The 24,832-nt window shown below is 75.3% G+C and carries 25 protein-coding genes and 1 pseudogene; 17 read left to right on the plus strand and 9 right to left on the minus strand.

Features of this window, described 5'->3' with window-relative positions; genetic code table 11:
• Positions 1 to 128: 128 nt before the first annotated feature.
• Positions 129 to 533: a ChaB family protein gene (locus B1205_RS12160; protein ID WP_089155862.1), complete on the plus strand. Its 405-nt coding sequence runs from the start codon at positions 129 to 131 to the stop codon at positions 531 to 533.
• 60 nt (positions 534 to 593) lie between these two features.
• Here B1205_RS12160 and B1205_RS12165 read toward each other — a convergent pair whose 3' ends face one another.
• On the minus strand, positions 594 to 2,027 hold the full coding sequence (locus tag B1205_RS12165) for an aldehyde dehydrogenase family protein (protein ID WP_089155690.1): 1,434 nt from the start codon (positions 2,025 to 2,027) through the stop codon (positions 594 to 596).
• A gap of 70 nt (positions 2,028 to 2,097) precedes the next feature.
• On the opposite strand from B1205_RS12165, the gene B1205_RS12170 reads away from it, so the two are divergent.
• Positions 2,098 to 3,645 carry a phytoene desaturase family protein gene (locus B1205_RS12170; RefSeq protein ID WP_089155691.1) on the plus strand — a complete coding sequence of 516 codons (1,548 nt, stop codon included), beginning with the start codon at positions 2,098 to 2,100 and terminating at the stop codon, positions 3,643 to 3,645.
• A gap of 114 nt (positions 3,646 to 3,759) precedes the next feature.
• On the opposite strand, the gene B1205_RS12175 is transcribed toward B1205_RS12170, so the two are convergent.
• Together B1205_RS12175 and B1205_RS12180 are read right to left on the minus strand one after the other, a co-directional pair.
• A complete protein-coding gene (locus B1205_RS12175) occupies positions 3,760 to 4,527 on the minus strand; it encodes a polyprenol monophosphomannose synthase (protein ID WP_089155692.1) in 768 nt (255 codons plus the stop codon).
• Between the two features lie 91 nt (positions 4,528 to 4,618).
• Complete coding sequence (locus tag B1205_RS12180) at positions 4,619 to 5,065, minus strand: SRPBCC family protein (RefSeq protein ID WP_089155693.1); 447 nt, start codon at positions 5,063 to 5,065, stop codon at positions 4,619 to 4,621.
• A gap of 226 nt (positions 5,066 to 5,291) precedes the next feature.
• Between B1205_RS12180 and B1205_RS12185 the strand changes: the two are divergent.
• The 8 genes and pseudogenes from B1205_RS12185 to B1205_RS12220 all read left to right on the plus strand — a co-directional run bounded on the left by B1205_RS12185 (position 5,292) and on the right by B1205_RS12220 (position 13,843).
• A pseudogene (locus B1205_RS12185) lies at positions 5,292 to 6,838 on the plus strand (HAD-IIIA family hydrolase).
• Positions 6,835 to 7,809 (plus strand): glycosyltransferase, encoded by a 975-nt coding sequence (locus tag B1205_RS12190; protein WP_089155694.1) that lies wholly within the window; start codon positions 6,835 to 6,837, stop codon positions 7,807 to 7,809. The pseudogene B1205_RS12185 and the gene B1205_RS12190 overlap by 4 nt, the downstream one beginning before the upstream one ends.
• Positions 7,794 to 9,011 carry a glycosyltransferase gene (locus B1205_RS12195; RefSeq protein WP_089155695.1) on the plus strand — a complete coding sequence of 406 codons (1,218 nt, stop codon included), beginning with the start codon at positions 7,794 to 7,796 and terminating at the stop codon, positions 9,009 to 9,011. The genes B1205_RS12190 and B1205_RS12195 overlap by 16 nt, the downstream gene beginning before the upstream one ends.
• Positions 9,011 to 9,688, plus strand: coding sequence for a D-sedoheptulose-7-phosphate isomerase (locus B1205_RS12200; protein WP_089155696.1), 678 nt, complete (start codon positions 9,011 to 9,013; stop codon positions 9,686 to 9,688). The genes B1205_RS12195 and B1205_RS12200 overlap by 1 nt, the downstream gene beginning before the upstream one ends.
• 11 nt (positions 9,689 to 9,699) lie before the next feature.
• Positions 9,700 to 11,175, plus strand: coding sequence for a PfkB family carbohydrate kinase (locus B1205_RS12205; protein ID WP_089155697.1), 1,476 nt, complete (start codon positions 9,700 to 9,702; stop codon positions 11,173 to 11,175).
• Between the two features lie 37 nt (positions 11,176 to 11,212).
• A complete protein-coding gene (locus B1205_RS12210; protein WP_089155698.1) occupies positions 11,213 to 11,914 on the plus strand; it encodes an SDR family oxidoreductase in 702 nt (233 codons plus the stop codon).
• Positions 11,911 to 12,870: a glycosyltransferase family 9 protein gene (locus B1205_RS12215; RefSeq protein ID WP_089155699.1), complete on the plus strand. Its 960-nt coding sequence runs from the start codon at positions 11,911 to 11,913 to the stop codon at positions 12,868 to 12,870. The genes B1205_RS12210 and B1205_RS12215 overlap by 4 nt, the downstream gene beginning before the upstream one ends.
• Positions 12,854 to 13,843, plus strand: a complete 990-nt coding sequence (locus B1205_RS12220; RefSeq protein ID WP_089155700.1) for a DNA topoisomerase IB — start codon at positions 12,854 to 12,856, stop codon at positions 13,841 to 13,843. The genes B1205_RS12215 and B1205_RS12220 overlap by 17 nt, the downstream gene beginning before the upstream one ends.
• Before the next feature lie 175 nt (positions 13,844 to 14,018).
• Here the strand turns inward: B1205_RS12220 and B1205_RS12225 are convergent, their stop codons facing one another.
• From B1205_RS12225 to B1205_RS31320, 4 genes are all read right to left on the minus strand, one after another.
• Complete coding sequence (locus B1205_RS12225) at positions 14,019 to 15,050, minus strand: helix-turn-helix domain-containing protein (RefSeq protein WP_254909876.1); 1,032 nt, start codon at positions 15,048 to 15,050, stop codon at positions 14,019 to 14,021.
• Between the two features lie 119 nt (positions 15,051 to 15,169).
• Positions 15,170 to 15,673 (minus strand): hypothetical protein, encoded by a 504-nt coding sequence (locus tag B1205_RS12230; RefSeq protein ID WP_089155863.1) that lies wholly within the window; start codon positions 15,671 to 15,673, stop codon positions 15,170 to 15,172.
• 63 nt (positions 15,674 to 15,736) lie between these two features.
• Entirely contained in the window at positions 15,737 to 17,368 is a 1,632-nt protein-coding gene (locus tag B1205_RS12235) for a RecQ family ATP-dependent DNA helicase (protein WP_089155702.1), read from the minus strand.
• 67 nt (positions 17,369 to 17,435) lie between these two features.
• Positions 17,436 to 17,558, minus strand: coding sequence for a hypothetical protein (locus B1205_RS31320; protein ID WP_254909877.1), 123 nt, complete (start codon positions 17,556 to 17,558; stop codon positions 17,436 to 17,438).
• 162 nt (positions 17,559 to 17,720) lie between these two features.
• On the opposite strand from B1205_RS31320, the gene B1205_RS12240 reads away from it, so the two are divergent.
• Positions 17,721 to 19,205 carry a glycoside hydrolase family 3 protein gene (locus B1205_RS12240; RefSeq protein WP_441338470.1) on the plus strand — a complete coding sequence of 495 codons (1,485 nt, stop codon included), beginning with the start codon at positions 17,721 to 17,723 and terminating at the stop codon, positions 19,203 to 19,205.
• Between the two features lie 46 nt (positions 19,206 to 19,251).
• Here B1205_RS12240 and B1205_RS12245 read toward each other — a convergent pair whose 3' ends face one another.
• The gene (locus B1205_RS12245) at positions 19,252 to 19,539 is read right to left on the minus strand and encodes a GNAT family N-acetyltransferase (protein ID WP_089155704.1); all 288 of its coding nucleotides are present in this window, start codon (positions 19,537 to 19,539) and stop codon (positions 19,252 to 19,254) included.
• Positions 19,536 to 20,762, minus strand: a complete 1,227-nt coding sequence (locus tag B1205_RS12250) for a cysteine desulfurase-like protein (protein ID WP_089155705.1) — start codon at positions 20,760 to 20,762, stop codon at positions 19,536 to 19,538. Before B1205_RS12250 ends, B1205_RS12245 begins: the two co-directional genes overlap by 4 nt.
• Before the next feature lie 76 nt (positions 20,763 to 20,838).
• Between B1205_RS12250 and B1205_RS12255 the strand changes: the two genes are divergently transcribed.
• The 6 genes from B1205_RS12255 to B1205_RS12280 all read left to right on the plus strand — a co-directional run bounded on the left by B1205_RS12255 (position 20,839) and on the right by B1205_RS12280 (position 24,619).
• A complete protein-coding gene (locus B1205_RS12255) occupies positions 20,839 to 21,204 on the plus strand; it encodes a hypothetical protein (RefSeq protein WP_089155864.1) in 366 nt (121 codons plus the stop codon).
• A gap of 67 nt (positions 21,205 to 21,271) precedes the next feature.
• Entirely contained in the window at positions 21,272 to 22,093 is an 822-nt protein-coding gene (locus tag B1205_RS12260) for a DUF1206 domain-containing protein (RefSeq protein WP_089155706.1), read from the plus strand.
• 81 nt (positions 22,094 to 22,174) lie between these two features.
• Entirely contained in the window at positions 22,175 to 23,371 is a 1,197-nt protein-coding gene (locus tag B1205_RS12265) for a mechanosensitive ion channel family protein (protein ID WP_089155707.1), read from the plus strand.
• A 206-nt stretch (positions 23,372 to 23,577) separates the two neighbouring features.
• Positions 23,578 to 24,012 carry a phage holin family protein gene (locus tag B1205_RS12270; protein WP_089155708.1) on the plus strand — a complete coding sequence of 145 codons (435 nt, stop codon included), beginning with the start codon at positions 23,578 to 23,580 and terminating at the stop codon, positions 24,010 to 24,012.
• Positions 24,009 to 24,350 (plus strand): DUF3618 domain-containing protein, encoded by a 342-nt coding sequence (locus tag B1205_RS12275; protein ID WP_089155709.1) that lies wholly within the window; start codon positions 24,009 to 24,011, stop codon positions 24,348 to 24,350. Before B1205_RS12270 ends, B1205_RS12275 begins: the two co-directional genes overlap by 4 nt.
• Positions 24,347 to 24,619, plus strand: a complete 273-nt coding sequence (locus B1205_RS12280) for a DUF4235 domain-containing protein (protein ID WP_089155710.1) — start codon at positions 24,347 to 24,349, stop codon at positions 24,617 to 24,619. Before B1205_RS12275 ends, B1205_RS12280 begins: the two co-directional genes overlap by 4 nt.
• Positions 24,620 to 24,832: the final 213 nt, after the last annotated feature.

Consider the following 24,832-nt stretch of genomic DNA (forward strand, 5'->3'; position numbering starts at 1 on the left):
CGCCCGGTGCGGCCACCGGGGCGTGGCCGGGCGGTACCCCACCGCGAAAATCGACAAACCGCGCGCCGGTTTGCCCTCCGGGTGTCAGGGAACGACAAGGGACACCGATCGAGACGGAGGTGGACGAGATGCCCGGACGCGAGGTGCTGCCCAGCACGTTGAAGCGCTCCCCGGCCAAGGCGCAGCGGACCTGGGAGAAGACCCACGACTCGGCGGTCGAGACGTACGGCGAGGGGGAGCGCGCGCACCGCGTCGCGTTCGCCGCGGTCAAGCACGAGTTCGAGAAGGTGGGCGACCACTGGGAGGCCAAGGGCCGCAAGGGGCCGAGCGACAAGCAGGCCGCCGGCGGCGGCCCGGCCCGCCGTGCCAGGACGGCCGGCGGGGTGGACGCCAACGCCACCAAGGACCACCTGATGCAGGTGGCGAAGAAGCTGGACGTGCGGGGCCGGTCCCGGATGACCAAGCCGGAGCTGGTGAAGGCGATCGAGAAGGCGAACGACAACGCCACCCGCAAGGCCCGCGGGGGTCGCTGAGCCGCCGCGGTACGACGACGAGCCCGGGACCGATGCGGTCCCGGGCTCGTTCGTGCCGGCTCACCAGTGGCCGCCGCCCGGCGCCGCCAGGTGCACCACCTTCATGGTGCGGAACTCGTCGAGCAGTTCCGGGCCGTACCCGAAGCCCTGGCCGCTGCCCCGGCGCGGCTGCGCGGCACCGCCCGGCGCGCCGCCGAACACGGCGTTGACCTTGACCGTGCCGACCGGCAGCTCGCGCCAGGCCCGCTGGGCGTGGCTCATCGACCCGGTGAGCACGGTGGCGGCCAGCCCGTACGGCGAGTCGGCCGCGCAGCGCAGGCCCTCGCCGAACGAGTCGACCACCACCACCGGGGCGACCGGCCCGAACGTCTCCTCCCGGACCAGCGCCATCTCGTGCCGGCAACCCTCGACCACGGTGGCCGGGTAGAACGCGCCCGGTCCGTCCGGCAGCACGCCGCCGGCGCGTACCCGGGCGCCCTGCGCGACCGCGGCGGTGACCTGCCCGTGTACGTGGTCGCGGTGCCGTCGGTCGACCAGCGGACCGAGCCGGGTGTCCGGGTCGCGGCCGGGGCCGACGGGAAGCGCCTCGGCGCGGGCCACCAGCGCGTCGACGAAGTCCCCGGCGACGTCGCGGTGCACGTAGACGCGCTCCACCGCGACGCAGATCTGCCCGGCGTTGGCGAAGCAGCCCAGTGCCGCCTGCTCGGCCGCCCAGACCGGGTCGACGTCCGCGTCCACCACGAGCGGATCGCTGCCGCCGTTCTCCAGCAGCACCTTCGCGCCGGTGCGGGCGCCGGCCGCGGCGATCGCCCGACCGGTGGCGGTCGAGCCGACGTGGGCCACCACGTCGAGGTCCTGGCCGGCCAGTGCGGCGCCCACCTCGGCGCCGCCGGTGAGCAGCGACAGCACGCCGGCCGGCAACGCCGAGTCCAGCGCCCGGGCCAGCAGCCAGCCGGTGGCCGGGGTGCGCTCGCTCGGCTTGTGCAGGACCACGTTGCCGGTCACCAGCGCCGCGCCGAGCAGGCCGCAGGAGACCGCCACCGGGTCGTTCCACGGGGTGATCGCGGCGACCACCCCACGCGGTTCGGGCGCCATGAAGTCCAGGGCGGCGAGGTCGCCGTGCAGCGTCCGGCCGCCCCGCACCGGGGCCAGCTCGGCGTACTGTCGCAGCGTGCCGACCCCCGCCGCGACACCGCCCCGCGCGTCGTCGAGCGGCTTGCCCATCTCCGCGGTGGTCGCCTCGGCCAGCTCGCCGGCGGACGCCTCGACCGCGTCCGCGGCCCGGTGCAGCGCCGCGGCCCGTTCTGCCGGGGCGGTCGCCGCCCACTCCGCCGCCGCGCCCCGGGCCGCCTCGACCGCCTTGGCCACCTCGTCCGCGCCGGCCACCGGCGCCCGGGTGACCGGCGACCCGTCGGCCGGGTCGTGCACGACCAGCTCGCCGCCCTCGCCGCCGGCGCCCCACACTCCGCCTATCAGCTGCACAACCGTGTACATGCCCGTGGTTGCCCCGGTCCGGGCGGGGCAAACGCGTTTCGCCCGGCGATCGGCCGGGTAGGCGGATCGGATGATTTCGACCGCCGACGCCGTCGTCATCGGGGCCGGGCACAACGGCCTGGTGGCCGCGAACCTGCTGGCCGACGCGGGCTGGGACGTCCTCGTCCTGGAGGCCACCGAGGCGCCGGGCGGGGCGGTCCGCTCCGCGCAGGTCACCGCCCCCGGCTACCTCAGCGACCTCTACAGCTCCTTCTATCCGCTCGGCTACGCCTCCCCGGTGCTCAACCGCCTGGACCTGGAGCGCCACGGTCTGGTGTGGACGCACGCGCCGGACGTGCTGGCGCACCTGCTGCCGGACGGGCGGGCCGCGGTGGTCAACCGGGACCTCGACACCACCGCCGCGTCGCTGGAGACGTTCGCACCGGGCGACGGGGAGCGGTGGCGGCACGCGTACGCGGACTGGCGTCAGGTGTCCGAGCCGATGCTGGACGCCATCACCAGCCCGTTCCCCCCGGTCCGCGGCGGGCTGGGCCTGCTGCGGCGGCTCCGGGTCGCCGGCGCGCTTCGGCTGGCCCGTCGGCTCGTGCTCCCGGTGCGCAAGCTCGGCGCGGAGCTCTTCGACGGCGAGGGCGGGCCGGCGCTGCTGGCCGGCTGCGCGCTGCACACCGACCTGTCCCCGGAGGAGGCCGGCTCCGGCGTGTACGGCTGGCTGCTCGCCATGCTCGGCCAGCAGGTCGGCTGGCCGGTGCCGGTGGGCGGCGCGCAGCGGATCACCGACGCGCTGGTGGCGCGGCTGGTCGAGCGCGGCGGCCGGATCGAGTACGGCGCCCGGGTCGACCGGGTGCTGACCGCGCGGGGCCGCGCCATGGGCGTGCGTACCGCCGGCGGGGCCGACTGGCGGGCCCNCCTGGTCGGCGCGGCGGCGCTGCCGCCCCGACTCGTCGAGGACCTGGCGCACTTCCGGTGGGACGGCTCCACCCTCAAGGTCGACTGGGCGCTGTCCGCGCCGGTGCCGTGGAAGAACCGCGACCTGGCCGGCGCCGGCACCGTGCACCTCGGCGCCGACCTCGACGGCCTCACCACGTACGCCGCGGCGTTGGCCCGAGGCGAGGTGCCGGCCGACCCGTTCCTGCTGGTCGGGCAGATGACGGTGGCGGAACCCAGCCACTCGCCGCCGGGCACCGAGTCGCTCTGGTCCTACACCCACCTGCCGTTCCGCCGGCACTGGCGGGCCGAGGAGGTGGCCGGGCACGTCGAGCGGATGGAGGAGGTGCTGGAGGACGCCGCGCCGGGTTTCCGCGCGTCGATCGTCGGGCGGCACGTCGCCGGCCCGGCCGACCTGGAGGCCGCCGAGCCGAGCCTGGTGGGCGGCGCCCTGGGCGGCGGCACCGCGGCGGCGTACCAGCAGCTCTTCCTGCGGCCGATTCCGGGCCTGGGGCGCGCGGACACTCCGGTGGACCGGCTCTATCTGGCCAGCGCCTCGGCCCACCCGGGCGGCGGGGTGCACGGCGCGCCGGGCGCGAACGCCGCCCGCGCCGCCCTGGCCCGCGACCGGGCCGTCACCGGTGCGGTGTACGCCCGGACCATCGCCGCCGCCCACCGCACCGTCTACCGCTGACCGTTGCGCTCGGCTTCGGCCGCGAGGGCGGGTGGGTCAGTCCCGGCCACGAAAATCACGCTGCGTCCTGAGGACGCAGCGTGACTGTTCGGTGCGGAAAGCCCGCAGGCGCGGTCAGGAATCCAGGTTGCGGTGCCGGGTACGGAGCTTGAACGGCATCAGCGCGCTCTCGATCTTGGTGGCGGTGGTCATCTTCGAGTCGCCGTCCCGTCGCTCCTCGAAGCGGATCGGCACCTCCAGGATGGTGTGGCCCAGCTTGGTGGCGAGGTAGTGCATCTCGACCTGGAAGCTGTAGCCGTTGGACTGCACCCGGTCGAGGCCGATGTCGCGCAGCGCGTCGGCCCGCCAGATCTTGAAGCCGGCGGTCAGGTCCCGGATCCGCACCCGCAGCAGCGTGTGCACGTAGAGGTTGGCCCAGCCGCTGAGCGCGCGGCGATAGAGCGGCCAGTTCTCGTCCAGCTCGCCGCCGGGCACGTAGCGGGAGCCGATGACCACGGACGCCTGGGTGGAGAGCAGCGCGCCGAGCATGCCGGGCAGCGCCTCCGGCGGGTGCGACAGGTCGGCGTCCATCTGGGCGACGAACTCGGCGCCGCCGTCGATCGCGCGGCTGATCCCGTCCACGTACGCCCGGCCGAGGCCCTCCTTGCCCGGGCGGTGCACCACGGTCACCCGCTCCGGGTGCTCGATGGCCAGCTTGTCGGCCACCTCGCCGGTGCCGTCCGGGGAGTTGTCGTCCGCGACGAGCACCTTCAACCCCGGCAGCGGCAGCGCGAGGAGGCGCTCGACCAGCACCGGAAGGTTGCCCGCCTCGTTGTAGGTCGGGACGACGACGGTCAGGCGCGCGTCCGCCCACGGGGAGGGCAACTGCACGGGTTCGATCATCACGGACTTCCTCGGTCGGCCGACAGGGGTCACCTGAGAGGGTAGCCAGTCCGCTTCGTGGACTCCGCGCAGACGCCCCGGAAGCGGTCGGTCACCCCTCGGGCTTCTGCCGCGTCGCGATGTCCGACAGCCGGGCCAGCGTCTCCCTGTTCCGCAGGTGCAGCACGAGGTCGTTTAGCTTGGTCCGGATCCACCGCAGCGGCCCGGCGGCGAAGTCCTCGCCGATGGTCACCCGGGTCCGGCCGTCGTCCAGCGGCTCCAGCACGAACGCCACGATCGCCTCCCCGGCCGGCCAGAGCCCGGCCCGGAGCACGAGCCGGTGCGGCGGCCGGGACTCCAGCACGGTGGACGCGTCCTGGAGCGAGAACGGCCAGGGCCCGGCCCGGTGGTGCAGTTGACTGCCGACCCGGGGCCAGGCGTCGTCGACGTTCCGCACATGCGCGGTGCCCACCACCCAGTCGCTGTACGTCCAACCGTCGGCAAGCACCTCGAAGATCCGCTCCGGGGACGCGTCGATGACTTTCTCCACAACCGCCACGAGTGTCCGGTACCCCCGTCGGGGCGGTCGCTAACGGCGGTCGGGTTAGCTTCTCGACAGCGGCGGGTATCGCCGCACCGGGCCGGGCGTGGCAGCGGGCGCTGCGCCGACATCGACGTTTACTCCTCGGGGGGTCGGGAACCCGCCGCCCGTGCGACGGGACCACGAGCGGGATCAGTGCAGGTCAGCCGGGGTTGACCCGGATGCTGACCGGTTCCCGCCCGGCCTGTACGAGGCGGTGCTGCTCGACCGGGACGGCACGCTGGTGGAGGACGTGCCGTACAACGGCGACCCGGAGAAGGTCCGGCCGGTGCCGGGTGCCCGGGAGGCGCTGGACCGGCTGCGCGCGGCCGGCCTGCGGCTGGCCGTGGTGACCAACCAGTCCGGGCTGGCCCGGGGCTGTTTCACCGCCCGCGATCTGCACCGGGTCAACGCCCGGGTCGAGGAACTGCTCGGACCGTTCGACAGCTGGCAGATCTGCCCGCACGCGGAGACGGACCGCTGCGCCTGCCGCAAGCCGGCGCCGGGACTGGTGCACGCCGCCGCCCGCGCGCTCGGCACCAGCGCGACCCGGTGCGTCCTGGTCGGTGACATCGGCGCCGACATGGCCGCCGCGGCGGCGGCCGGCGCCGCCTCGGTCATGGTGCCCACGCCGGCCACCCGGGCCGCCGAGGTGGCCGCCGCGCCCACGGTCGCCGCCGACCTGCCGGACGCGGTGAACACCATCCTGACCCGGATGCGGCTGGTGGCCGCGCCGCTGCCCGCGCGTCGCCCGCGCCGGGGCACGGTGCTGGTGGCACGCAGCGACGCGGCGGGCGACGTGCTGGTCACCGGCCCCGGGATCCGGGCGGTGGCGGCCGGCGCGGACCGGGTGGTGCTGCTGTGCGGACCACGCGGCCGGGCCGCGGCCGAGCTGCTGCCCGGCGTCGACGAGATCGTCGAGTGGCCGCTGCCGTGGATCGACGCGCCGGCCCCGCCGGTCGACCCCGACGCCATCCGGGCGCTGACCGACCGGCTCGCCACCGTACGCGCCGACGAGGCGGTCGTGTTCACCTCCTTCCACCAGTCGCCGCTGCCGCTGGCCCTGCTGCTGCGGATGGCCGGCGTACCCCGGATCAGCGCGATCAGCGACGACTACCCCGGGGCCCTGCTCGACGTCCGCCACCGGGTCCCGGTCGGCGTACCCGAGCCGGAACGGGCGTTGTCCCTGGCCGCGGCCGCCGGCTTCGCCCTGCCCAGCCACGACGAACCCGGGCTGCGGTTGCGCACCGACCGGTTGCCGCCGGTCCCGGCCGCCGCCGGGCCGCCCGGCTACGTGGTGCTGCACCCGGGCTCCTCGGTGGAGACCCGGGCCTGCCCGGTCGAGCTGGCCGTCCGGGTGGTCCGGGTGCTCGGCGCCGCCGGATACCGGGTGGTGGTCACCGGTGGGCCCGACGAGCGGGAGCTGACCNGCTGGCCGCCCTGATCGCCCGGGGCGCCGCACTGGTGGTCGGCAACACCGGCCCCGCGCACCTGGCCGCGGCGCTGGGCGTGCCGGTGGTCAGCCTCTTCGCCCCGACCGTCCCGTTCGGCCAGTGGGGGCCCTACCGGGTGCCGACGGTCCGGCTCGGCGACGCCGGAGCGCCCTGCCGGGACAGCCGCGCCACCGCCTGCCCCGTCCCCGGGCACCCCTGCCTCAGCGCCGTCGAGCCGGGCCGGGTGCTGGACGCCCTGCGGCTGCTCGGGGTGCCCGCCGCGGAGCCGGCGCCCGTCCTGGGCGGGGTGGCCGGATGAACGTCCTGCTCTGGCATGTGCACGGCTCGTGGACCACCTCGTTCGTGCACGGCAAGCACCGCTACCTGGTGCCGGTGACCCCGGACCGGGGCCCCTACGGCCGGGGCCGGGCCCGGACCTATCGGTGGCCGGACAGCGCGGTCGAGGTGACCCCGGAGGAGCTGCGCCGGACCGACGTCGACGTGGTCGTCCTGCAACGCCCGGAGGAACTGGACCTGGCCGCCGAGTGGCTGGGCCGCCGGCCCGGCCGGGACCTGCCGGCGGTCTACGTCGAGCACAACACCCCCAAGGGCGACGTGCCCGCCACCCGGCACCCGATGGCCGACCGGGACGACCTGCTGCTCACCCACGTCACGTACTTCAACGAGCTGTTCTGGGACAACGGTGCCACCCGCACCGCCGTGGTGGAACACGGCGTCGTCGCACCCGCCGTCGAATGGACCGGCGAACTCGACCGCCTCGCCGTGGTGATCAACGAGCCGGTACGCCGTTGGCGGGTCACCGGCACCGACCTGCTCGCCCGGTTCGCCGCGCTGGCGCCGCTGGACGTCTACGGCATGCAGGTGGCCGGACTCGCCGCCCACCTCGGACTGCCCGAGGACCGGCTGACCGGCCACGACGACGTGCCGCAGCACGCCATGCACGCCGAACTGGCGAAGCGGCGCGCGTACCTGCACCTGTGCCGCTGGACCTCGCTCGGGCTCAGCCTCATCGAGGCGATGACCATGGGCATGCCGGTGGTGGCGCTGGCCACCACCGAGGCGGTGGAGGCGGTGCCGCCCGCCGCCGGTGCGCTCTCCACCCGGGTCGACGCGCTGCTCGACGCCGCCCGGGGCCTGCTGGACGACCCGGCGGCCGCCCGGAGGGCCGGAGCCGCGGCCCGGTCCGCCGCCCGCGACCGCTACGGCCTGGAGCGTTTCCTCGCCGACTGGGACCGGCTGCTGGAGGAGGAACCATGCGCATCGCGATGATCTCGGAGCACGCCAGCCCACTCGCCGTCCTCGGCGGCGAGGACGCCGGTGGCCAGAACACGCATGTCGCCGAGCTCTCCGCCGCGCTCGCGGCCGCCGGTCACGACGTCCGGGTCTACACCCGGCGCGACGCGGTGGACCTGCCGGCGACCGTCCAGGCGGAGGACGGGTACCAGGTCACGCATGTGCCCGCCGGCCCGGCCGAGCCGGTGGCCAAGGACGACCTGCTGCCGTACATGCCGGCGTTCTCCGACTGGCTGGCCGACCGGTGGCGCACCGGCGACTGGCAGCCAGAGGTGGTGCACGCGCACTTCTGGATGAGCGGGCTGGCCGGTCTCGCGGCGGCCCGGCGCGTCGGTGTGCCGGTGGTGCAGACGTACCACGCGCTCGGCGCGGTCAAGCGCCGGCACCAGGGCGTCCAGGACACCAGCCCGCCGGGCCGCATCGACCACGAGCGGACCCTGGGCCGTTCGGTGGACCGGGTGGTGGCCCAGTGCCAGGACGAGGTCGCCGAGCTGGTCCGGATGGGGGTGCCCCGGTCCCGGATCACGGTCGTGCCGTCCGGGGTGAACCTGTCCACCTTCACCCCGCTCGGCCCGGTCGCCGACACCGACGGCGGGCGGACCCGCATCCTCACCGTCGGGCGGCTGGTCGAGCGCAAGGGCTTCCAGGACGTCGTCCGCGCCACCGCGCTGGTGCCGGACGCCGAGTGCGTGGTGGTCGGCGGGCCGCCGGCCGGGCTGCTGGAGACCGACCCGTACGCGCTGCGGTTGCGGGCGCTGGCCCACTCGCTCGGCATCGCCGACCGGGTACGCCTCGTCGGCGCGGTGCCCCGGGAGGAGATGGGCCGCTGGTACCGCTCCGCCGACGTCCTGGTCGCGGCCCCCTGGTACGAGCCGTTCGGCCTCACCCCGCTGGAGGCGATGGCCTGCGGCGTACCGGTGGTCGGCACCGCGGTCGGCGGACTGATCGACACGGTGGTGCCCGGGCGCACCGGCGACCTGGTGCCGGCCCGTGACCCGGCGGCGCTCGGCGCGGCGATCCGCGGTCTGCTCGGTGACCGGATCCGCCGCTTCGCCTACGCCGCCGCGGCCCTGGAGCGGGCCCGCACCCGGTACTCCTGGGCCGCCGCGGCCGACCGCCTCGGCGAGCTGTACGGCGAGGTGGCCACCGTGCGCCGGCCCACCCGGGTGGTCGCCTGATGGCGGCGGCCGCGCCGGCGCCCGGCGGGACGGTGCTGGAGGACCACCTGACCCGGCTGGCCGCCGCGCTGCTGCCGCTGCGCGAGGCGGAGCACCTGCTGGCCCGCTGGGGCGGGGAGGTGGCGCACCGGCTCGCCGCGGGCGGCCGGTTGCTGGTGGCCGGCAACGGCGGCAGCGCCGCCGAGGCGCAGCACCTCACCGCCGAACTCGTCGGCAAGCTCCGCGACGACCGCGAACCCCTCTCCGCCATCGCCCTGCACGCCGAGACCAGCGCCCTCACCGCCATCGGCAACGACTACGGATTCGACGAGGTCTTCGCCCGGCAGGTCCGCGCCCACGGCCGCCCCGACGACCTGCTGCTGCTGATGTCCACCAGCGGCGCCAGCGCGAACCTGCTCGCCGCCGCCCGCGCCGGCCGCGACGCCGGCCTGCGCTGCTGGGCCTTCACCGGTCCCGCCCCCAACCCGCTCGCCGACCTCTGTCACGAGCGGCTCGCCGTCGACTCACCGGACGGCCAGGTGGTGCAGGAGCTGCATCTGGTCGCCGTGCACGTGCTCTGCGAGTACGTCGACCGGACGCTGCCGGCGGTGCTCGCCGCCCGGACTCCGGTCGACCCGGTGCGTACCGGCGTCGAGGTGGTGCTCGACGACCCGGATCCGAGGGTGCGGGCCCGATGAGGAGGGCGAGCATGGCGGGACCGGTCGTGGTGCTCGGTGACACGTTGCTGGACCGGGACGTGGAAGGGCTGGTCAACCGGCTCTGCCCGGACTCCCCGGTGCCGGTGCTCGACGAGACCACCGCCGTCGACCGTCCCGGCGGGGCCGGCCTGGCCGCGGTCTTCGCGGCCGCGCTCGACGCCGAGGTCGCCCTGGTCACCGCCGTCGCCGACGACGCCGGCGGGGCCCGGCTCGGCACCCTGCTCGCCGCCGCCGGGGTGCAGCTCTACGCGCTTCCGCTGACCGGCGCCACCCCGGAGAAGATCCGGCTGCGGGCCCGGGGCCGGGTGCTGCTGCGCCACGACCGGGGTGGGGCGACGGGCGTGCCGGGGGAGCCGAGCGAGGCCGTGCTGCGGCTGCTCGCCGCCGCGTCCGCCGTGCTGGTCAGCGACTACGGCCGGGGCGTCGCCGGACACCCGGCGCTGCGCGCCGCGCTCGCCGCGACCCGGGCGCCGGTGGTGTGGGACCCGCACCCACGCGGCCCGGCCGCCGTGCCCGGCGTGCACCTGGCCACCCCGAACGAGCCGGAGGCCCGGGAGTTGGCCAAGACGCCGCCGGGTGGGTCGCGGTTGGCCGCCGCGTCCCGCAGCGCACAGGCGTTGCGCCGCCGCTGGCAGGCCGGCGCGGTCGCGGTGACCCTGGGCGGGGACGGCGCGCTGCTCTGCCACGCCGGCTCCACGCCGCTGGTGGTGCCCGCGCCGGCCGCGGAGGGGGACACCTGCGGCGCGGGGGACCGGTTCGCGGCGGCGGCCACCCTGGCGCTGGCCCGGGGCGCGCTGGTCTCCGAGGCGGTGCAGGAGGCGGTCACCGAGGCGTCCGCGTACGTGGCCGACGGGGGTGTGGCCGCCGCACTGCCGCCACCGGTCCGGGCCGTCGCCCCCACGGTGGTCACCGGCGGCGGGGACCGCATCGGCGCCGGGGCCGCCGGCGAGGTGGTGGCCCGGGTACGCGCCGCCGGCGGCACCGTGGTGGCCACCGGCGGCTGCTTCGACCTGCTGCACGCGGGGCATGTGGCGACCCTCCAGGCGGCCCGGCAGCTCGGCGACTGCCTGATCGTCTGCCTGAACTCCGACACCGGCGTGGCCGGGCTGAAGGGGCCGGAGCGTCCGGTGGTGCCGCAGGGCGACCGCGGCCGGCTGCTCGCGGCGCTGGGCTGCGTCGACGCGGTGCTGATCTTCGACGAGCCGACCCCGCACGCGGCGCTGTCCTGGCTGCGCCCGGACATCTGGGTCAAGGGCGGCGACTACGCCAGCGGCGGCGGGACCCAGACGTTGCCCGAGTCGGAGATCCTGGCCCGCTGGGGCGGGCACACGGTGGTCGTGCCGTACCTGGACGGGCGCTCCACCACCGACATGATCGCGGCGGCCCGTGCCGGCTCGGCCGGCCGCGACGACGGCGCGGGCCGGCCCGGAGCGGGCCTCCGGCGTGGGGTGAGGGGAGCACGATGAGCGAGCGACGCACCCGGGCCGACCGGTGGGAGGCACCATGAGCGGCGGACCTCCCGGTGCCGGTCCCACCGTCCTGGTCACCGGCGGTTCGAGCGGCCTCGGCGCGGCGGTGGTCGCGGCGGTGATCCGGGCCGGCGGGCGGCCGGTCGTGCTGGACCGGCAGCCGCCCGCGGACGGGGTGCCCTGGGTCGAGTGCGACCTGGCCGACACCCGTGCCGCCGAGGCCGCCACCCGGGACCTCGCGGAACGCGCCGGTGGGCTGGACGCGGTGGTCACCGCGGCCGGCATGGACGTGCCCGGGAAGCTGGCCGACGTGCCGGCGGAGACCTGGGAGCGGATCGTCACGGTGGACCTGCTCGCCACCGCGGCGGTGATCCGGGCCGCGTTGCCCTGGCTGGAGGCGTCCCGCGGCACGATCGTCACCGTCGCCTCCACGCTGGGTGTCAAGGCGGTCGGCGACGCGACCGCGTACTGCGCGGCGAAGTTCGGGGTGGTCGGCTTCACCCGGGCGCTCGCCGCCGAGCTGGCCGGCGCGGTCGGCGTGACCCTGCTGATCCCCGGCGGCATGCGCACCGCGTTCTTCGACGAGCGGGACGCGCGCTACCGGCCCGGCCCGGACGCCGTGCTCAACGAGCCGGCCGACACCGCCGCCGCGGTCATGTTCGCGCTCTCCCAGCCGGCCGGCTGCGCGATCCGCGAGATGGTGGTCTGCGCCGAGCAGGAGTCCTCGTACCCGTGATCCTGGTGCTGCGGGCACTCGGCGTCGGCGACCTGGCCACGGCCGTCCCGGCGCTGCGGGGCCTGCGCGCCGGCCTGCCCGGCCGGGAGGTGGTGCTGGCCGCCCCGGCGTGGCTGGCGCCGCTGGCGGAGTTGACCGGTGCGGTCGACCGGGTGCTGCCCACCGCCGGACCCGACCGGATCCGGTGGACCGGGCCGCCGCCGGAGATGGCGGTGAACCTGCACGGCCGGGGACCGCAGTCGCACCGGGCGTTGGCCGCCACCGGGGCGGGGCGGCTGCTCGCCTACCGCAACCCGTCGGCCGGTCACCCCGAGGGTCCGTCCTGGAACGCCGACGAGCACGAGGTGCGTCGCTGGTGCCGGCTGTTGCACGCGTACGGCCTGCCGGCCGACGCCGGTGACCTGGCGCTGCGACGACCGGTCGGTGCCGGCGTACCGGCCGGGGTGACGGTGCTGCACCCGGGCGGCAAGGTCGCGGCGAAGCGCTGGCCGGCGGACCGCTTCGCCGGGCTGGCCCGGACGCTGGCCGCGCGCGGACACCGGGTGGTGCTCACCGGCTCGGCCGGCGAGCGGGCGCTGACCGAACAGGTGGCCCGGGCCGCCGGGCTGCCGTCGCGGGCGGTGCTGGCCGGCCGGACCGGCCTGGTCGAGCTGGCCGCGCTGGTCGCCGACGCCCGCCTGGTGGTCAGCGGCGACACCGGCGTCGCCCACCTGGCGACCGGCTACGGGACCGCCTCGGTGGTGTTGTTCGGACCGGTGCCGGCGGCCCACTGGGGCCCGCCGGCCGACCGGCCCCGGCACCGGGTGCTGGGCGACACGGATGACGCCGGACCCGACCCGGATTCGGGGTATCCCGACGGGGTGGGAATCCACCCGGTTCTCGACGCGATCGGGATCGACGAGGTGGTGGCGGCGGTGGCCGAGGTGGAACGGATCTCCGGTGCGGTTGCGGCGTAGCGACCCGGGCCGGCCCGGGTACGGGCGCCGGCGGCGCGGCAAGGGTTGGCTCTTCCTCGACGCGAAGGGCGAGCCGGTGCGCGACGCCGACGAGCTGGCCCGCCTGCGCGAGCTGGTCATCCCGCCGGCCTGGCGGGACGTGTGGATCTCGCCCTACCCGAACGGGCACATCCAGGCCACCGGCATCGACGCGGCCGGCCGCAAGCAGTACCTCTACCACCCGCGGTGGCGGCAGAAGCGGGACGAGGCCAAGTTCGACCATGTGCTGGAGGTAGCCCACCGGCTGCCGGCGCTGCGCGACCGGGTCGCGCACGACCTGGCCCTGCGCGGGCTGCGGCGGGAGCGGGTGCTGGCCACCGTGGCCCGGCTGCTCGACATGGGTGCGTTCCGGGTGGGCAGCGACCAGTACGCCACCGGCGAGGACCCGACGTTCGGCGTCGCCACGTTGCGTCCCGAGCACGCCCGGTCCCGGGGCGGCTGCGTGGTCTTCGAGTTCCCGGCCAAGGGCGGCGTCGAACAGGTCCGCCGGGTCGAGGACGCGGAGCTGTGTCAGGTGCTGCTCCACCTGCGCCGCCGCCGGCGCGCCCAGGAGCGGCTCTTCGGCTACTGGGACGGGCGGGCCTGGCGCGACGTGCGCAGCGACGAGGTCAACGACTACCTGCGCGACGCCAGCGGCGGGGAGATGACCGCGAAGGACTTCCGCACCTGGCACGCCACGGTGCTGGCCGCCGCCGAGCTGGCGACGCTCGGCCCGCAGCGCAGCGCCACCGCCCGGAAACGAGCCGTCGCGGCGGTGATGCGCTCGGTGGCCGAACTGCTCGGCAACACCCCCACGGTGGCCCGTACGTCGTATGTGGACCCGCGCGTGGTCGACCTTTACCACGACGGGGTGCTGGCGCCGGTGGCGCCGGAGATGCCGCGTGAGGCGGTGGAGAAGTCGGTCCTGACGCTGCTGGAGGAGGAGGCCGATTGAGCGGCCCGACCGGCCCCGCCGGACCGGGGGGAACGACGGGACCGGAACCGGGTTGCCGCCCGTGCGGGGTGCGAGGGGGCACCGGGCGGCCGCCCGCGGCCGGAACCACCGCGGGCGCCACGCCCCGGCCCCCCGTTACCAGTTGACCTCCACCGTCTCCGCTGGCGGCCCGTGATCAGTATGTTCGCGCCGGGTTGACTCCGGATGCCGGTGCGTTGACGATCCGTGCCTGTTCCAGCCGACGCGCCCGGTACGCCTGCGGCGGCTCCGCCTGCGCGGCCCGGAAGACCCGGCTGAAGTGGGCCTTGTCCCGGAACCCCCAGCGACCGGCGATGGCCTGGATCGACCGGTCGCCGAGCGCCGGGTCGGCCAGGTCACGGCGGCACCGGGCCAGCCGCTCGTCCCGGATGTACGCCGCGACCGTGGTCTCCTCCGCCTCGAAGAGCCGGTGCAGGGAGCGCACCGAGATGTGGTGCGCGTCGGCGATCGTGCCCGGGCCCAGCGTGCTGTCGCCGAGGTGCTGCCGGACGTAGGCGCGCACCTGGGCCAGCAGGGCGCGACGCCCCACCTCGGTGGGCACCGCGTCGTCGGCGACGAGGTGGCGGCCGAGCAGCGTGGCGACCAGGTCGAGGCCGATGCCGCCGAGCCGGTCGGCGTCCGTCGCGTGGTACTGCTCCGGTCGGCCGGTGAGCCGGGTGAGGAAGTCGGCCAGCAGCGCGCCGATGCCCCCGCTGCCGGACATCCGGCCGCCGAACAGGGGGGTCAGCCGACGGTGGGGCAGCGGCAGCGCCTCGTACGGGATGAACGCCGAAATCGATCTGGCGGGCTGGTCCCCGCCCCCGTCGCTGTGGTGGCTGATCTCCTTCGGGCGGGCGCAGTCGTAGAAGGTGAAGTCGCCGGGCGGGCAGATGCCACGCTGCCCGCCCTGGCCGGCGACGCCGGTGCCGGCGAGGGTCAGCGTGAGCGCGTAGCAGTCCGCGTCGGAGCGTCGGATCAGCTCCCGGGTCCGGATCCCCTGTAACGAGGGATAGCGGTGCCGGATGACCCGCATCGCGCCCAGGTCGAGGCTTTCCGCCCGCGCCAGGAAATTGTCGGCGTGCTCGGTGCGGACCCGCATCAGCCCCGGCGTGCGGGCGAGCATGTCCAGCCACATCCCGAAGCGGTCGGCGGCGGGCAGCGGCGCCGTGTCGAAGATCTGCGGTTGCATCGCTGTGTCCATGACCGACCCCCGTGGTTCGTCGTGCCTCCACGAACACGACGCCCCACGGGGCCGGCAGGTGGCAGCCCGTGGGCGTGACGTCCGTCATAGGCGGACGTCATTATCCCTCAGTCGTTGAGCACCTGCGAAAGCCGGTCCCGGAACCGGCGCTCGGAGTCGCTCACCACGTCCCCGCCGATGCCGAGGATGCCGCCGGTGGAGGCGGCGCCCACCACCTGCTCGGCGATCTCCACCAGCCAGTGCCGGTACGCGCCGGCCTGCCCCTCGTCCACCCGGCCGGTGAGCAGGGCGGACGCCTGACCGGCCCGGGCGAGCACGTCCTCGATCATCGCCGCCGGGTCGTCCGGCGTGATCACCGGCAGCTCCGCGCCGGCCTCCGGGTCGCCCACCCGGGAGACGACCTCGCCGGCCACGGCCGCCACCAGCGGGCTCGCCGACTCGCGGCCCGCGGCGATGGTCTCCAGCCCGGCGGCGTTCTCCGCCATGGTGCGCCGGGTGCCGTCGGACTCCGCGGCGGCCGCCGCGGTGAGCACCGACTGCGGCAGCCCCACCAGCAGCCCCCACTCCTCGTCCGACACACCGAACCGGGTGTACGCCGGCTGCTCGATCACGATCAGGCCCCTCTCGCCGTGGTCGTCGTTGTCGACGGGCACCGCGACGGTGCCCGGGTCAGGCTAGTCCAGCGCCAGCAGGCCCTGTTCGGACACCACGGGCACGGACAGCGTCTTGTAGCCCACCTCGTCGAAGAGCACCGTCATCCGGTCCTCCTCGTAGCTGAGCACCAGGCCGGACCCCCACTCGGCGTGGCGGACCTGACTGTGCACCGGGAACGGGCCGACCGCGCCGTCGCCGGCCACACTGGTGCCGGCGTGGCAGTTGTCGCAGTGCCCGCAGACCTCGTGCATCTGCTCGCCGAAGTACGCCAGCAGGGCCTGGCCGCGGCAGCCGGTGGTCTCGGCGAAGGCGCGCATCATGTCCGTCCGGGACCGGGTCAGCGTCTGCTGCCGTTCGGCCTCGGCGAGTGCGGCCCGGGCGGCCTCGGCGGCCTCCGGGGCGTACCGGGGTGCGCCGACGCGCTGCCGGGCGCGGGGCTCGGCGGCGCCGACCTGCTCCAGCAGGGCGAGGTACTGCCCGAGCTTGCGCGGGCCGAGCCCGGTCAGCTCGCGCAGTTCCTTGCGGGTGCGCGCCTTGCTCCGCAGCACCGCGGCCAGCTCGCACAACTCCTTCTCATCCGGCAGCCCGCCGCTGAAGTAGCGTTGCAGGCCGATGTCCTCGGCCCGCCACAGCAGCAGCAACCGGGCCGGCGAGCCGTCCCGGCCGGCCCGGCCGATCTCCTGGAAGTAGCTGTCCGGCGAGTCGGGCAGCGCCATGTGCACCACCCAGGCGATGTTCGGCTTGTCGATGCCCATGCCGAACGCCGAGGTGGCCACCATGATCGGGACCTGGTCGGCGAGGAACGCCTCGTGCAGCTCGTGCCGCGCCCCGGTGGCCATGCCGCCGTGGTAGAACTCGGCCGGGAAACCGGCGTCGGTGAGTCGCCCGGCCAGTTCCTCGGCCGAGCGTCGGGTCGGCACGTAGATGATGCCCGGCCGCTCGTCGTCGCGCAGGAGTGCGATCAGCCGCCGCCACCGGTAGTCCTCGGTGGGGCAGAGGGCCGCCTCCAGGAACAGGTTGGGCCGGTCCAGCCCGGAGACGACCACCTCGGGCTCGCGCAGCCGCAACCGGGCGACGATGTCGTCGCGGACCGGCGGGGACGCGGTGGCGGTCAACGCGACCACCGGGGGCCGGCCGAGGCCGTCGATCAGGTGGCCGAGCGCCAGGTAGTCCGGGCGGAAGTCGTGACCCCAGGCCGAGATGCAGTGCGCCTCGTCGATCGCCACCAGCGCCGGGGCCAGCGAGCGCACCTCGGCGAGCCGGTCGGGGTTGCTCAACGCCTCGGGCGTGATGAAGAGGAACTCCGCCCGACCGGCCCGGATCTCCTCGATCGCGGCGGCCTGCTGGGCGGCGCTCTCGTCCGAGGAGATCCGCACCGCCCGCAGTTCCGGACGCTGGCGCTCGTTGAGCGCCGCGATCTGGTCCTGCTGGAGTGCGAGCAGCGGGGAGATGACCACGGTCGGGCCGGGGATCAGGCTGGCCGGGATCTGGTAGATCGCCGACTTGCCGGCGCCGGTGGGCAGCACCACCAGGGCGTCGCGGCGCTTCATGACGGCGCGCATGGCGGCCAACTGGTTGGGCCGTAGCGCGGTCCATCCGAAGAGGTTCTTCGCCGCGCGGCGCAGATTCGTGGAGTGCGTGGTCAGGTTCATCAACCGCCACAGCTACCCCCGGCGTCCGGCACCGAAACCGTCGCCCCGCCGCACCCGGTGCCGGGGTTCAGCGGCGGAACATCGCCCGGATGGCGATCAGCAGGAACAGGGCGCCGACCACCAGGCCGAGCAGGCGTACGCCCGGGATGTCGGCGGCGCTGCTGGCGTCGGCGAGCGGCAGGACGGACATGGACGAACTCTCCCACGGGCCGTCCCGGGACGCCAGCGGCTAACAGTAAGGATTGTTGACTATTTGGCTGCGCGGTGTGACCATGACAGCACCCGCCGGTCCCGGCGGGTCCGTGGGGGAGACGGGGGTACGACAAGCGTGAGCGCGAGGAGCGAGCGGATCGTGGGAGCGACCGGAGAATTGACGGCGCTCGCCGCCGCCGTCCTGCAACCCGGGTTCCTCGGCACCACCCCGCCACCCTGGGTCTGCCGCTGGCTCGGCGAAGGGCTCGGCTCGGTGGTCCTGTTCGCCCGCAACGTCGTCGACCACGAACAGGTCGCCGCGCTGACCGCGAACCTGCGTGCCGAGCGGCCCGACGTGATCGTGGCGATCGACGAGGAGGCCGGCGACGTCACCCGGATCGAGTCCGCCCGGGGCAGTTCCCGGCCCGGCAACTTCGCCCTCGGCGCGGTCGACGACCCCGCACTGACCGAGGAGGTCGCCCGCGACCTCGGTGCCGAGCTGGCCGCGGTCGGCGTCACGCTCGACTACGCGCCGGACGCCGACGTCAACTCCAACCCGGCCAACCCGGTCATCGGGGTGCGCTCCTTCGGCGCCGACCCGGACCTGGTCGCCCGCCACACCGCGGCCTGGATCCGTGGCCTCCAGGCCGGCGGCGTCGCCGCCTGCGCCAAGCACTTCCCCGGGCACGGCGACACCCACCTCGACTCCCACCTCGACCTGCCGCGCATCGGCGGCGACCGGGCCCGCCTCGACGCGGTCGAGCTGGCCCCGTTCCGCGCCGCGGTGGCGGCCGGCGCGCAGGCCGTGATGACCGGCCACCTGCTCGTGCCGGCGCTCGACCCGGAGCTGCCGGCCACCCTCAGCGCGCGCATCCTGGGCGGGCTGCTCCGCGAGGAGCTGGGCTTCAACGGCGTGGTGGTGACCGACGCGGTGGAGATGCGGGCGGTGTCCGACCGGTACGGCTTCGCCGGCGCGGCGGTACGCGCGCTCGCCGCCGGCGCCGACGCCATCTGCGTGGGCGGGGAACGGGCCACCGAGGCCGACGCCCGGGAGCTGCGCGACGCGATCGTGGCCGCGGTGCACAGCGGGGAACTGCCGGAGGAACGACTGGCCGAGGCGGCCAAACGCGTCGGTCAGCTCGCCTCGTGGAGCGTCGCCGCCCGCGCCCACCGGACCGCCGGCCGACCGGCCGACGGCGGGTCCCCGATCGGCCTGGCCGCCGCCCGCCGGGCGGTCCGGGTCACCGGCGACGCCGGACTGCTGCCGCTGGCCGCTCCGGCGCACGTGGTGGAGTTCGCGCCGCCGCGCAACATCGCCATCGGCGAGGAGACGCCCTGGGGGATCGCCGCGCCCCTGACCAGCCTGACGCCGGGCACCACCACCGCCCGCTACGCCGCCGACGCCGTGCCCGCCGAGCCGGCCGCCGGCCCGGCCGACCGGCCGCTGGTGCTGGTCGTCCGGGACCTGCACCGCCACGACTGGATGCGGGACGCGGTGGACCGGGCGCTGACCGCCCGCCCCGACGCGGTGGTGGTCGAGCTGGGCGTGCCCGAGCTGGTCACCGGCGCGGTGCACCTGGCCACCCACGGCGCCACCGCGGCGGCGGCGCGGGCCGCCGCCGAGTTGCTGGCCGGCGCCCGCTGAACTCCCGGTCCGACCGGGCGGGGAGGTCCCCCGGTCGGACCGGGCCTCAGGGCGCGTCGACCACCAGGTCGGCGTACTCGGGGTGGCGTTCGATGAACGCGGCCACGAACGGGCAGCGCGGGACCACTCGGCCGCCCCGGGCGCGGACCTGGTCCAGCGTGCCCCGCACCAGCGCCGCGCCCACGCCCTGCCCCTGGTAGCGGTCGTCCACCTCGGTGTGCGTGAAGACCAGCACCTCGCCGCGCGGCAGATAGGCGGTGAAGCCGGCCAACGCGTCGTCGACCAGGATCTCGAAACGGTGCTTGGCGGGGTTCTCCTCGACCAGGAAGCTCACCGGACCATCCTCTCCCCGCCGCCGGCCAGCCGGTCCAGTTCGGCCAGCAACCGGTCCACCTCGTCGGTGGTGTTGTAGTGGTAGACGCTGGCGCGTACCGCGCCACCGGAGTCGCGCAGGCCCATGGCCCGGAAGTACTCGTAGGCGTAGTAGTCGCCCGAGGAGAGGCAGAACCCCGCCTCGCCCAGCGCCGCCGCGGTCTCCGCCGGGGTCCACCCGGCCACCCGGAACGACACCGTCGGGCAGCGCCGGGCCGGTGCGCCGTACACGGTCACGAAGGGACGGGCGGTCAGCCCGGCGAGCAGCCGCGCGAAGACGGTCTCCTCGTGCGACGCGGCGGCGGCCAGGCCGGCGCGTACCCGCTCGCGCCGGCCACCGGTCGCGGCCGGGTCGAGCGAGGCGAGGTGGTCCACCGCCGCCGTCACCCCGGCCAGCAACGGGAAGCTGGGAGTGCCGTACTCGAACCGGTCCGGGACGGTGTCGGCGGACGGCAGCAGCTTCGCCGGCCGTAACGCCGCCCACCGCGCCGGGTCGGCGACCATCGCCGCCAGGTGCGGCCCCGACCACTTGTACGCGCTGGTCACCAGCACGTCCGCGCCGAGCGAGGCCAGGTCGGTGGGGCCGTGCGGCACCGAGTGCACCCCGTCCACGCAGACCAGCGCGCCGGCGGCGTGCGCGGTCTTGGCGATCGCCGCCACGTCCGGCGCGGTGCCGATCGCGTTGCTGCCGGCGGTCACCGCGACCAGCCGGGTACGCCCGGTGACCAGGTCCCCGTACTGCTCGGCGGGCAACTCGCCGGTCGCCTGGTCGAACTCGGCCCAGCGCACCGTCGCCCCGGCCGCCTCGGCCGCCTGCACCCACGGGCGGACGTTGGCGTCGTGGTCCAGCCGGGAGACCACCACCTCGTCACCGGGGCGCCAGGTCGCGCCGAGCGTGCGGGCCAGGGTGTACGTCAGCGCGGTGGCGCTCGGCCCGAGCACCACCCCCGACGGGTCCGCGCCGAGCAGGTCGGCGACCGCGGCCCGGGCCCCGGCGACCAGCTCCAGGGCGCGTCGGCCGGGGGCGAAGGCGGTGCTGCGGTTGCCGATCGCGCCACGCATGGCGTCGGCCACCGCCTCGATCACCGGCGCGGCGGTCTGGGTGCCGCCGGCACCGTCGAAGTGGACGAAGCCCTCGTCGAGCGCGGGGTAGCGGCCCCGCACCCGGGCGACATCAAGACCCATCCCCGCACCCTAGCGCGCCAGGCCCCGGGGGCCGGGCCGGCGGTGGCGGTGGCGCTCGGCCCGTACCCTTGTGGAGGTGACGAACCGACGCGCCGCCCTCACCCCGACCCCCGCCCGCCGCGCCGCCGGGATGCTCGCCGGTCTCGCCCTCGGTGCCGCGCTGCTCGCCGGGTGCAGCTCGAACGGCGCCGACACCGACTGCGGCCTGGACGCCTGCACCATCAGCTTCGACCGTGGCGTGGAGGCCAGCGCCACCATCCTCGGCGTCGAGGCCAAGCTGGTCGGCGCACAGGACGACCAGGTCACCGTGGAGGTGGCCGGCGAGCAGCTCTCGCTCACCGTCGGCCAGCAGGCCTCCGAGGTCGGCGGCTTCCAGGTCAGCCTGGACAGCGTCACCGACCAACAGGTCGTGATCCGGGTCGCCCGCAACCCCAACGGCTGACCTGTTTCGGCCGGTCGGGGGGCCGGCGCGACGTTTGGAAAACCGCCCGTCGGGTGATTCAGGGCGCATGTCTCTCACCCGGAACGCCGGAGCCACCGCCGCGCAGGCCAAGAACAGCCGGTGGCTCGAACTGTTGACCCGTGCCGGCTTCATCGGTTACGGCATCGTGCACCTTCTCTTCGCCTGGCTGGCGCTGCAGATCGCCTTCGGCAACTCCGGCGAGGAGGGCAACCAGAACGGCGCCCTGCGCACGCTCGGCGAGCAGCCGCTGGGCAAGTTCATCCTGATCGCGATGGCCGTGGGCCTCTTCGCCATGGCGATCTGGCAGGCCTCCGAGGCGCTGGTCGGCCACCAGTCCAGGACCGGCAAGGAGCGGACCTTCGAGCGGGTCGCCTCGGTCGTCCGGGTCGTGGTCTTCGTCTGGCTGGGCTGGACCGCGATCAAGGTCGTCCAGGACGCCAGCGCCAACGCCTCCGACCAGCAGCAGCAGCTCTCCGAGAAGCTGATGGCCTCCGACGGCGGCCGCTGGCTGGTGGGGCTCGCCGGCCTGGTGCTGGCCGCGGTCGGCATCGGCATGATCGTCTACGGTCTCAAGAAGAAGTTCGAGCGCAACCTCAAGATCGGCGAGATGAGCCCGAAGACGCGCCGGCTGACCCAGCGCCTCGGCATGGCCGGGTACGCCGCCCGGGGCGCGGTCTTCGCCATCGCCGGCCTGCTCGTCGTGGTCGCCGCCGTCAAGTACGACCCGGAGAAGGCACGCGGCCTGGACGCCGCCCTGCGCACGCTGCGCGAGCAGGCGTACGGCCCGTGGCTGCTGGCGCTCATGGCGCTCGGCATCGCCGCATTCGGCGTCTACTGCTTCTTCCAGTCCCGCTACCGGAAGGTCTGATCTGAGCCTGGTCGATACCCGGACCGCCGGGCACCATTGGGCCTTTGCCCGATTCCCGACGGGCCGGAGGGAGAGCATTCCGTGCAGAGCTATCTCGTGACCGTCGTCGCCGCGCTTGCCGCGGCGGCGGTCGCGCTGGTGCTGGTCCAGGTGGTGCACCGGGTCACCCGCCGCTTCGGCCGCCGGTCGCTGCTGATGACCGAGCTGACCGAGCACTCGCACCGCGCGTTCCAGGTCGCCGCGACCGTGGTCGCCGTGCAACTCGCGGTCCGGTTCAGCACGCTCTACGCGGTCGGCAGCCCCTGGCGCAAGATCGTCCTGCACACGCTGGTGCTGACCATGATCGCGGCCGCGGCCTGGCTGGTGGCGTCGTTGCTGGTGGTGGCGGAGGACACCGCGCTGGCCCGGTTCCGGGTGGACGTGCCGAACAACCGGCACGCCCGGCGGGTACGCACCCAGGTGGTGCTGCTGCGCCGGCTCACCATCGCGGTGATCGTGATCCTCGCCGTCGGCGTGATGCTGATGACGTTCCCGGCCGTACGCGGTGTCGGCGCGGGCGTCCTGACCTCCGCCGGCGTGGTCGGTGTCGTCGCCGCGCTGGCCGCGCAGAGCCTGCTCGGCAACGTCTTCGCCGGCCTCCAGCTCGCGTTCAGCGACGCGGTGCGCCTCGACGACGTGGTGGTGGTCGAGGGGGAGTGGGGCCGGGTCGAGGAGCTGACGCTCAGCTACGTGGTGGTGCAGATCTGGGACGACCGGCGGCTGATCCTGCCCACGTCGTACTTCACCAGCAAACCGTTCCAGAACTGGACCCGCACCGAGGCGGCCGTGCTCGGCACCGCCGAGTTCGACCTGGACTGGGCCATCCCGGTGCAGGCCATGCGGGAGGAGCTGCGCCGGCTCTGCGAGGGCACCGAGCTGTGGGACGGCCGGGTCTGCGTGCTCCAGGTCACCGACGCCACCGGCGGCATGGTCAAGGTCCGCGCGCTGGTCAGCGCCGCCGACGCCGGCAGCCTCTGGGACCTGCGCTGCCTGGTCCGCGAGCACCTGGTCACCTGGGTACGCGACCACCGCCCGACCGCCCTGCCCCGGCTGCGCGCCGAGGTGGGCGACGCCGCCGGCCCGCTGCCCTGGCAGGTGGTGCAGCCCCGCCGGGCGACCCGCCGGCCGGCCGACACCGAGGCCCCGGACGACGCGCGGGTCTTCGGCGGCAGCGACGACGGCGACGCCCGCAGCGAGGTGTTCGTCGGTCGGGAGGACCACGCGGACGCGCGCCGCTGAGCGCGCCCGGCGGTGTCGGTTCGCGAAGTCTCGGGCCCGGTGGGTTTGATCGGCGGGGTTCCGGGGGACCTGCTGCGCACGCCCCGGATCCGGCCACCCGACGCCGGGATCCGGCGGCGCGCGGCCGGGCCGACCGGCCGCCCCGCGCAGGATTGACGGGCGGCGACTCCGGGCATACAGCGCGGTGATGATGAAAGGAGGACAGCATGGCTGACGTCGCGAGTCGCAGCACGTCCCGGACCGGGACCGAGCCGTCCACCGCGGAGCTGGTGCAACGCGCCACCGAGCAGGTCACCCGCCTGGTGCGGGACGAACTGGCGCTGGCCCGGGCGGAGTTGACCCAGAAGGGCAAGCACGCCGGGATCGGAATCGGTCTGTTCGGCGGCGGCGGGGTGATGGCCCTCTACGGCACCGGTGCGCTGGTCGCCACCGCGATCCTGCTGCTGGCGCTGGTCATGCCGGCGTGGCTGGCCGCGCTGATCGTGGCGGTGGCGTTGTTCCTGCTCGCCGGGATCCTGGCGCTCGTGGGCAAGAAGCAGGTCAGCCGTGCCGTCCCGCCGGTGCCGGAGGCGGCGGTCCGCAGTGTCCGGGCGGACGTCGACACGGTCACCGCCGCGGTGAAGGACGGGAGGCGGGCATGACCGGCAACGGGACCGGGGACGTGGCGGCGCTCCGCGAGGAGATCCGCCGGACGCGGGTGGAACTCGGTGAGACGATGGAACTGCTGGCGGCCCGGGCGGACCCGAAGGCGCTGGTGCGGCACTCCGCCGAGCAGGCCAAGGCGCGGGTGCGCGAGCAGGCGGCGCTGACCGTCGCCCGGGTGCGGGAGCGTACGGCCCAACGGGCTCGGCTGGTCCGGGTGCAGGCGTACGACCGGGGTGGGGCGGTCGGGCGCGGCCCGCTGCCGTGGGCGGCCGTCGCGGCCGGCGCCGTGGTGACCGCGGTGGTGCTGTTGGTGGTCCGAGGGAGGCGCAGGTGAGCAGCAAGATCGGCAAGGCGGCGTACCGGCCGGTGGGGGTGGTGCTCGGCCTGGCCGCCGGCGCGGTCGCCGGGATGATTTTCCGACAGGTCTGGAAGTTGACAGCGGGCGACGGTGACGCGCCGAGCGCCACCGACGAGGACCGTGGCTGGGGCGAGGTGCTGGCCGCCGCCGCCCTTCAGGGCGCGATCTTCTCGGCGGTCCGGGCCGCCGTGGACCGGGGCGGCGCGGTCGGTGTGCGCAGGCTGACCGGCCACTGGCCGGACTGAGCCGACACGCAGGAAAGCCCCTTCCCCGCCGCCTGGGGGAGGGGCTTTTCGCGCGCCCGGACCAACCCGCGCGGCGACCTTGCGCGACCGTCAGGTCACATGTCGGAGAATTTCCTCCGCTAGGCTGTGCGAAGTTTTTGCGTACGTGGTTTGCTGTCTCACGCTGTTGCGAGACGCGTGGGTTGAGGAACGTTCCCTGCATTGGGGGGCCGA

This window comes from Micromonospora sp. NBS 11-29, from assembly GCF_002140155.1.
Taxonomy (GTDB): domain Bacteria; phylum Actinomycetota; class Actinomycetes; order Mycobacteriales; family Micromonosporaceae; genus Micromonospora.

Bases quoted from the DNA above. Each gene is read 5' to 3' on its own strand.
- B1205_RS12160 (WP_089155862.1), top strand. From the start codon at position 129: ATGCCCGGACGCGAGGTGCTGCCCAGCACGTTGAAGCGCTCCCCGGCC.
- B1205_RS12165 (WP_089155690.1), bottom strand. From the start codon at position 2,027: ATGTACACGGTTGTGCAGCTGATAGGCGGAGTGTGGGGCGCCGGCGGC.
- B1205_RS12175 (WP_089155692.1), bottom strand. From the start codon at position 4,527: ATGATCGAACCCGTGCAGTTGCCCTCCCCGTGGGCGGACGCGCGCCTG.
- B1205_RS12190 (WP_089155694.1), top strand. From the start codon at position 6,835: ATGAACGTCCTGCTCTGGCATGTGCACGGCTCGTGGACCACCTCGTTC.
- B1205_RS12195 (WP_089155695.1), top strand. From the start codon at position 7,794: ATGCGCATCGCGATGATCTCGGAGCACGCCAGCCCACTCGCCGTCCTC.
- B1205_RS12200 (WP_089155696.1), top strand. From the start codon at position 9,011: ATGGCGGCGGCCGCGCCGGCGCCCGGCGGGACGGTGCTGGAGGACCAC.
- B1205_RS12205 (WP_089155697.1), top strand. From the start codon at position 9,700: ATGGCGGGACCGGTCGTGGTGCTCGGTGACACGTTGCTGGACCGGGAC.
- B1205_RS12210 (WP_089155698.1), top strand. From the start codon at position 11,213: ATGAGCGGCGGACCTCCCGGTGCCGGTCCCACCGTCCTGGTCACCGGC.
- B1205_RS12225 (WP_254909876.1), bottom strand. From the start codon at position 15,050: ATGCAACCGCAGATCTTCGACACGGCGCCGCTGCCCGCCGCCGACCGC.
- B1205_RS12235 (WP_089155702.1), bottom strand. From the start codon at position 17,368: ATGAACCTGACCACGCACTCCACGAATCTGCGCCGCGCGGCGAAGAAC.
- B1205_RS31320 (WP_254909877.1), bottom strand. From the start codon at position 17,558: ATGTCCGTCCTGCCGCTCGCCGACGCCAGCAGCGCCGCCGACATCCCG.
- B1205_RS12250 (WP_089155705.1), bottom strand. From the start codon at position 20,762: ATGGGTCTTGATGTCGCCCGGGTGCGGGGCCGCTACCCCGCGCTCGAC.
- B1205_RS12260 (WP_089155706.1), top strand. From the start codon at position 21,272: ATGTCTCTCACCCGGAACGCCGGAGCCACCGCCGCGCAGGCCAAGAAC.
- B1205_RS12270 (WP_089155708.1), top strand. From the start codon at position 23,578: ATGGCTGACGTCGCGAGTCGCAGCACGTCCCGGACCGGGACCGAGCCG.
- B1205_RS12275 (WP_089155709.1), top strand. From the start codon at position 24,009: ATGACCGGCAACGGGACCGGGGACGTGGCGGCGCTCCGCGAGGAGATC.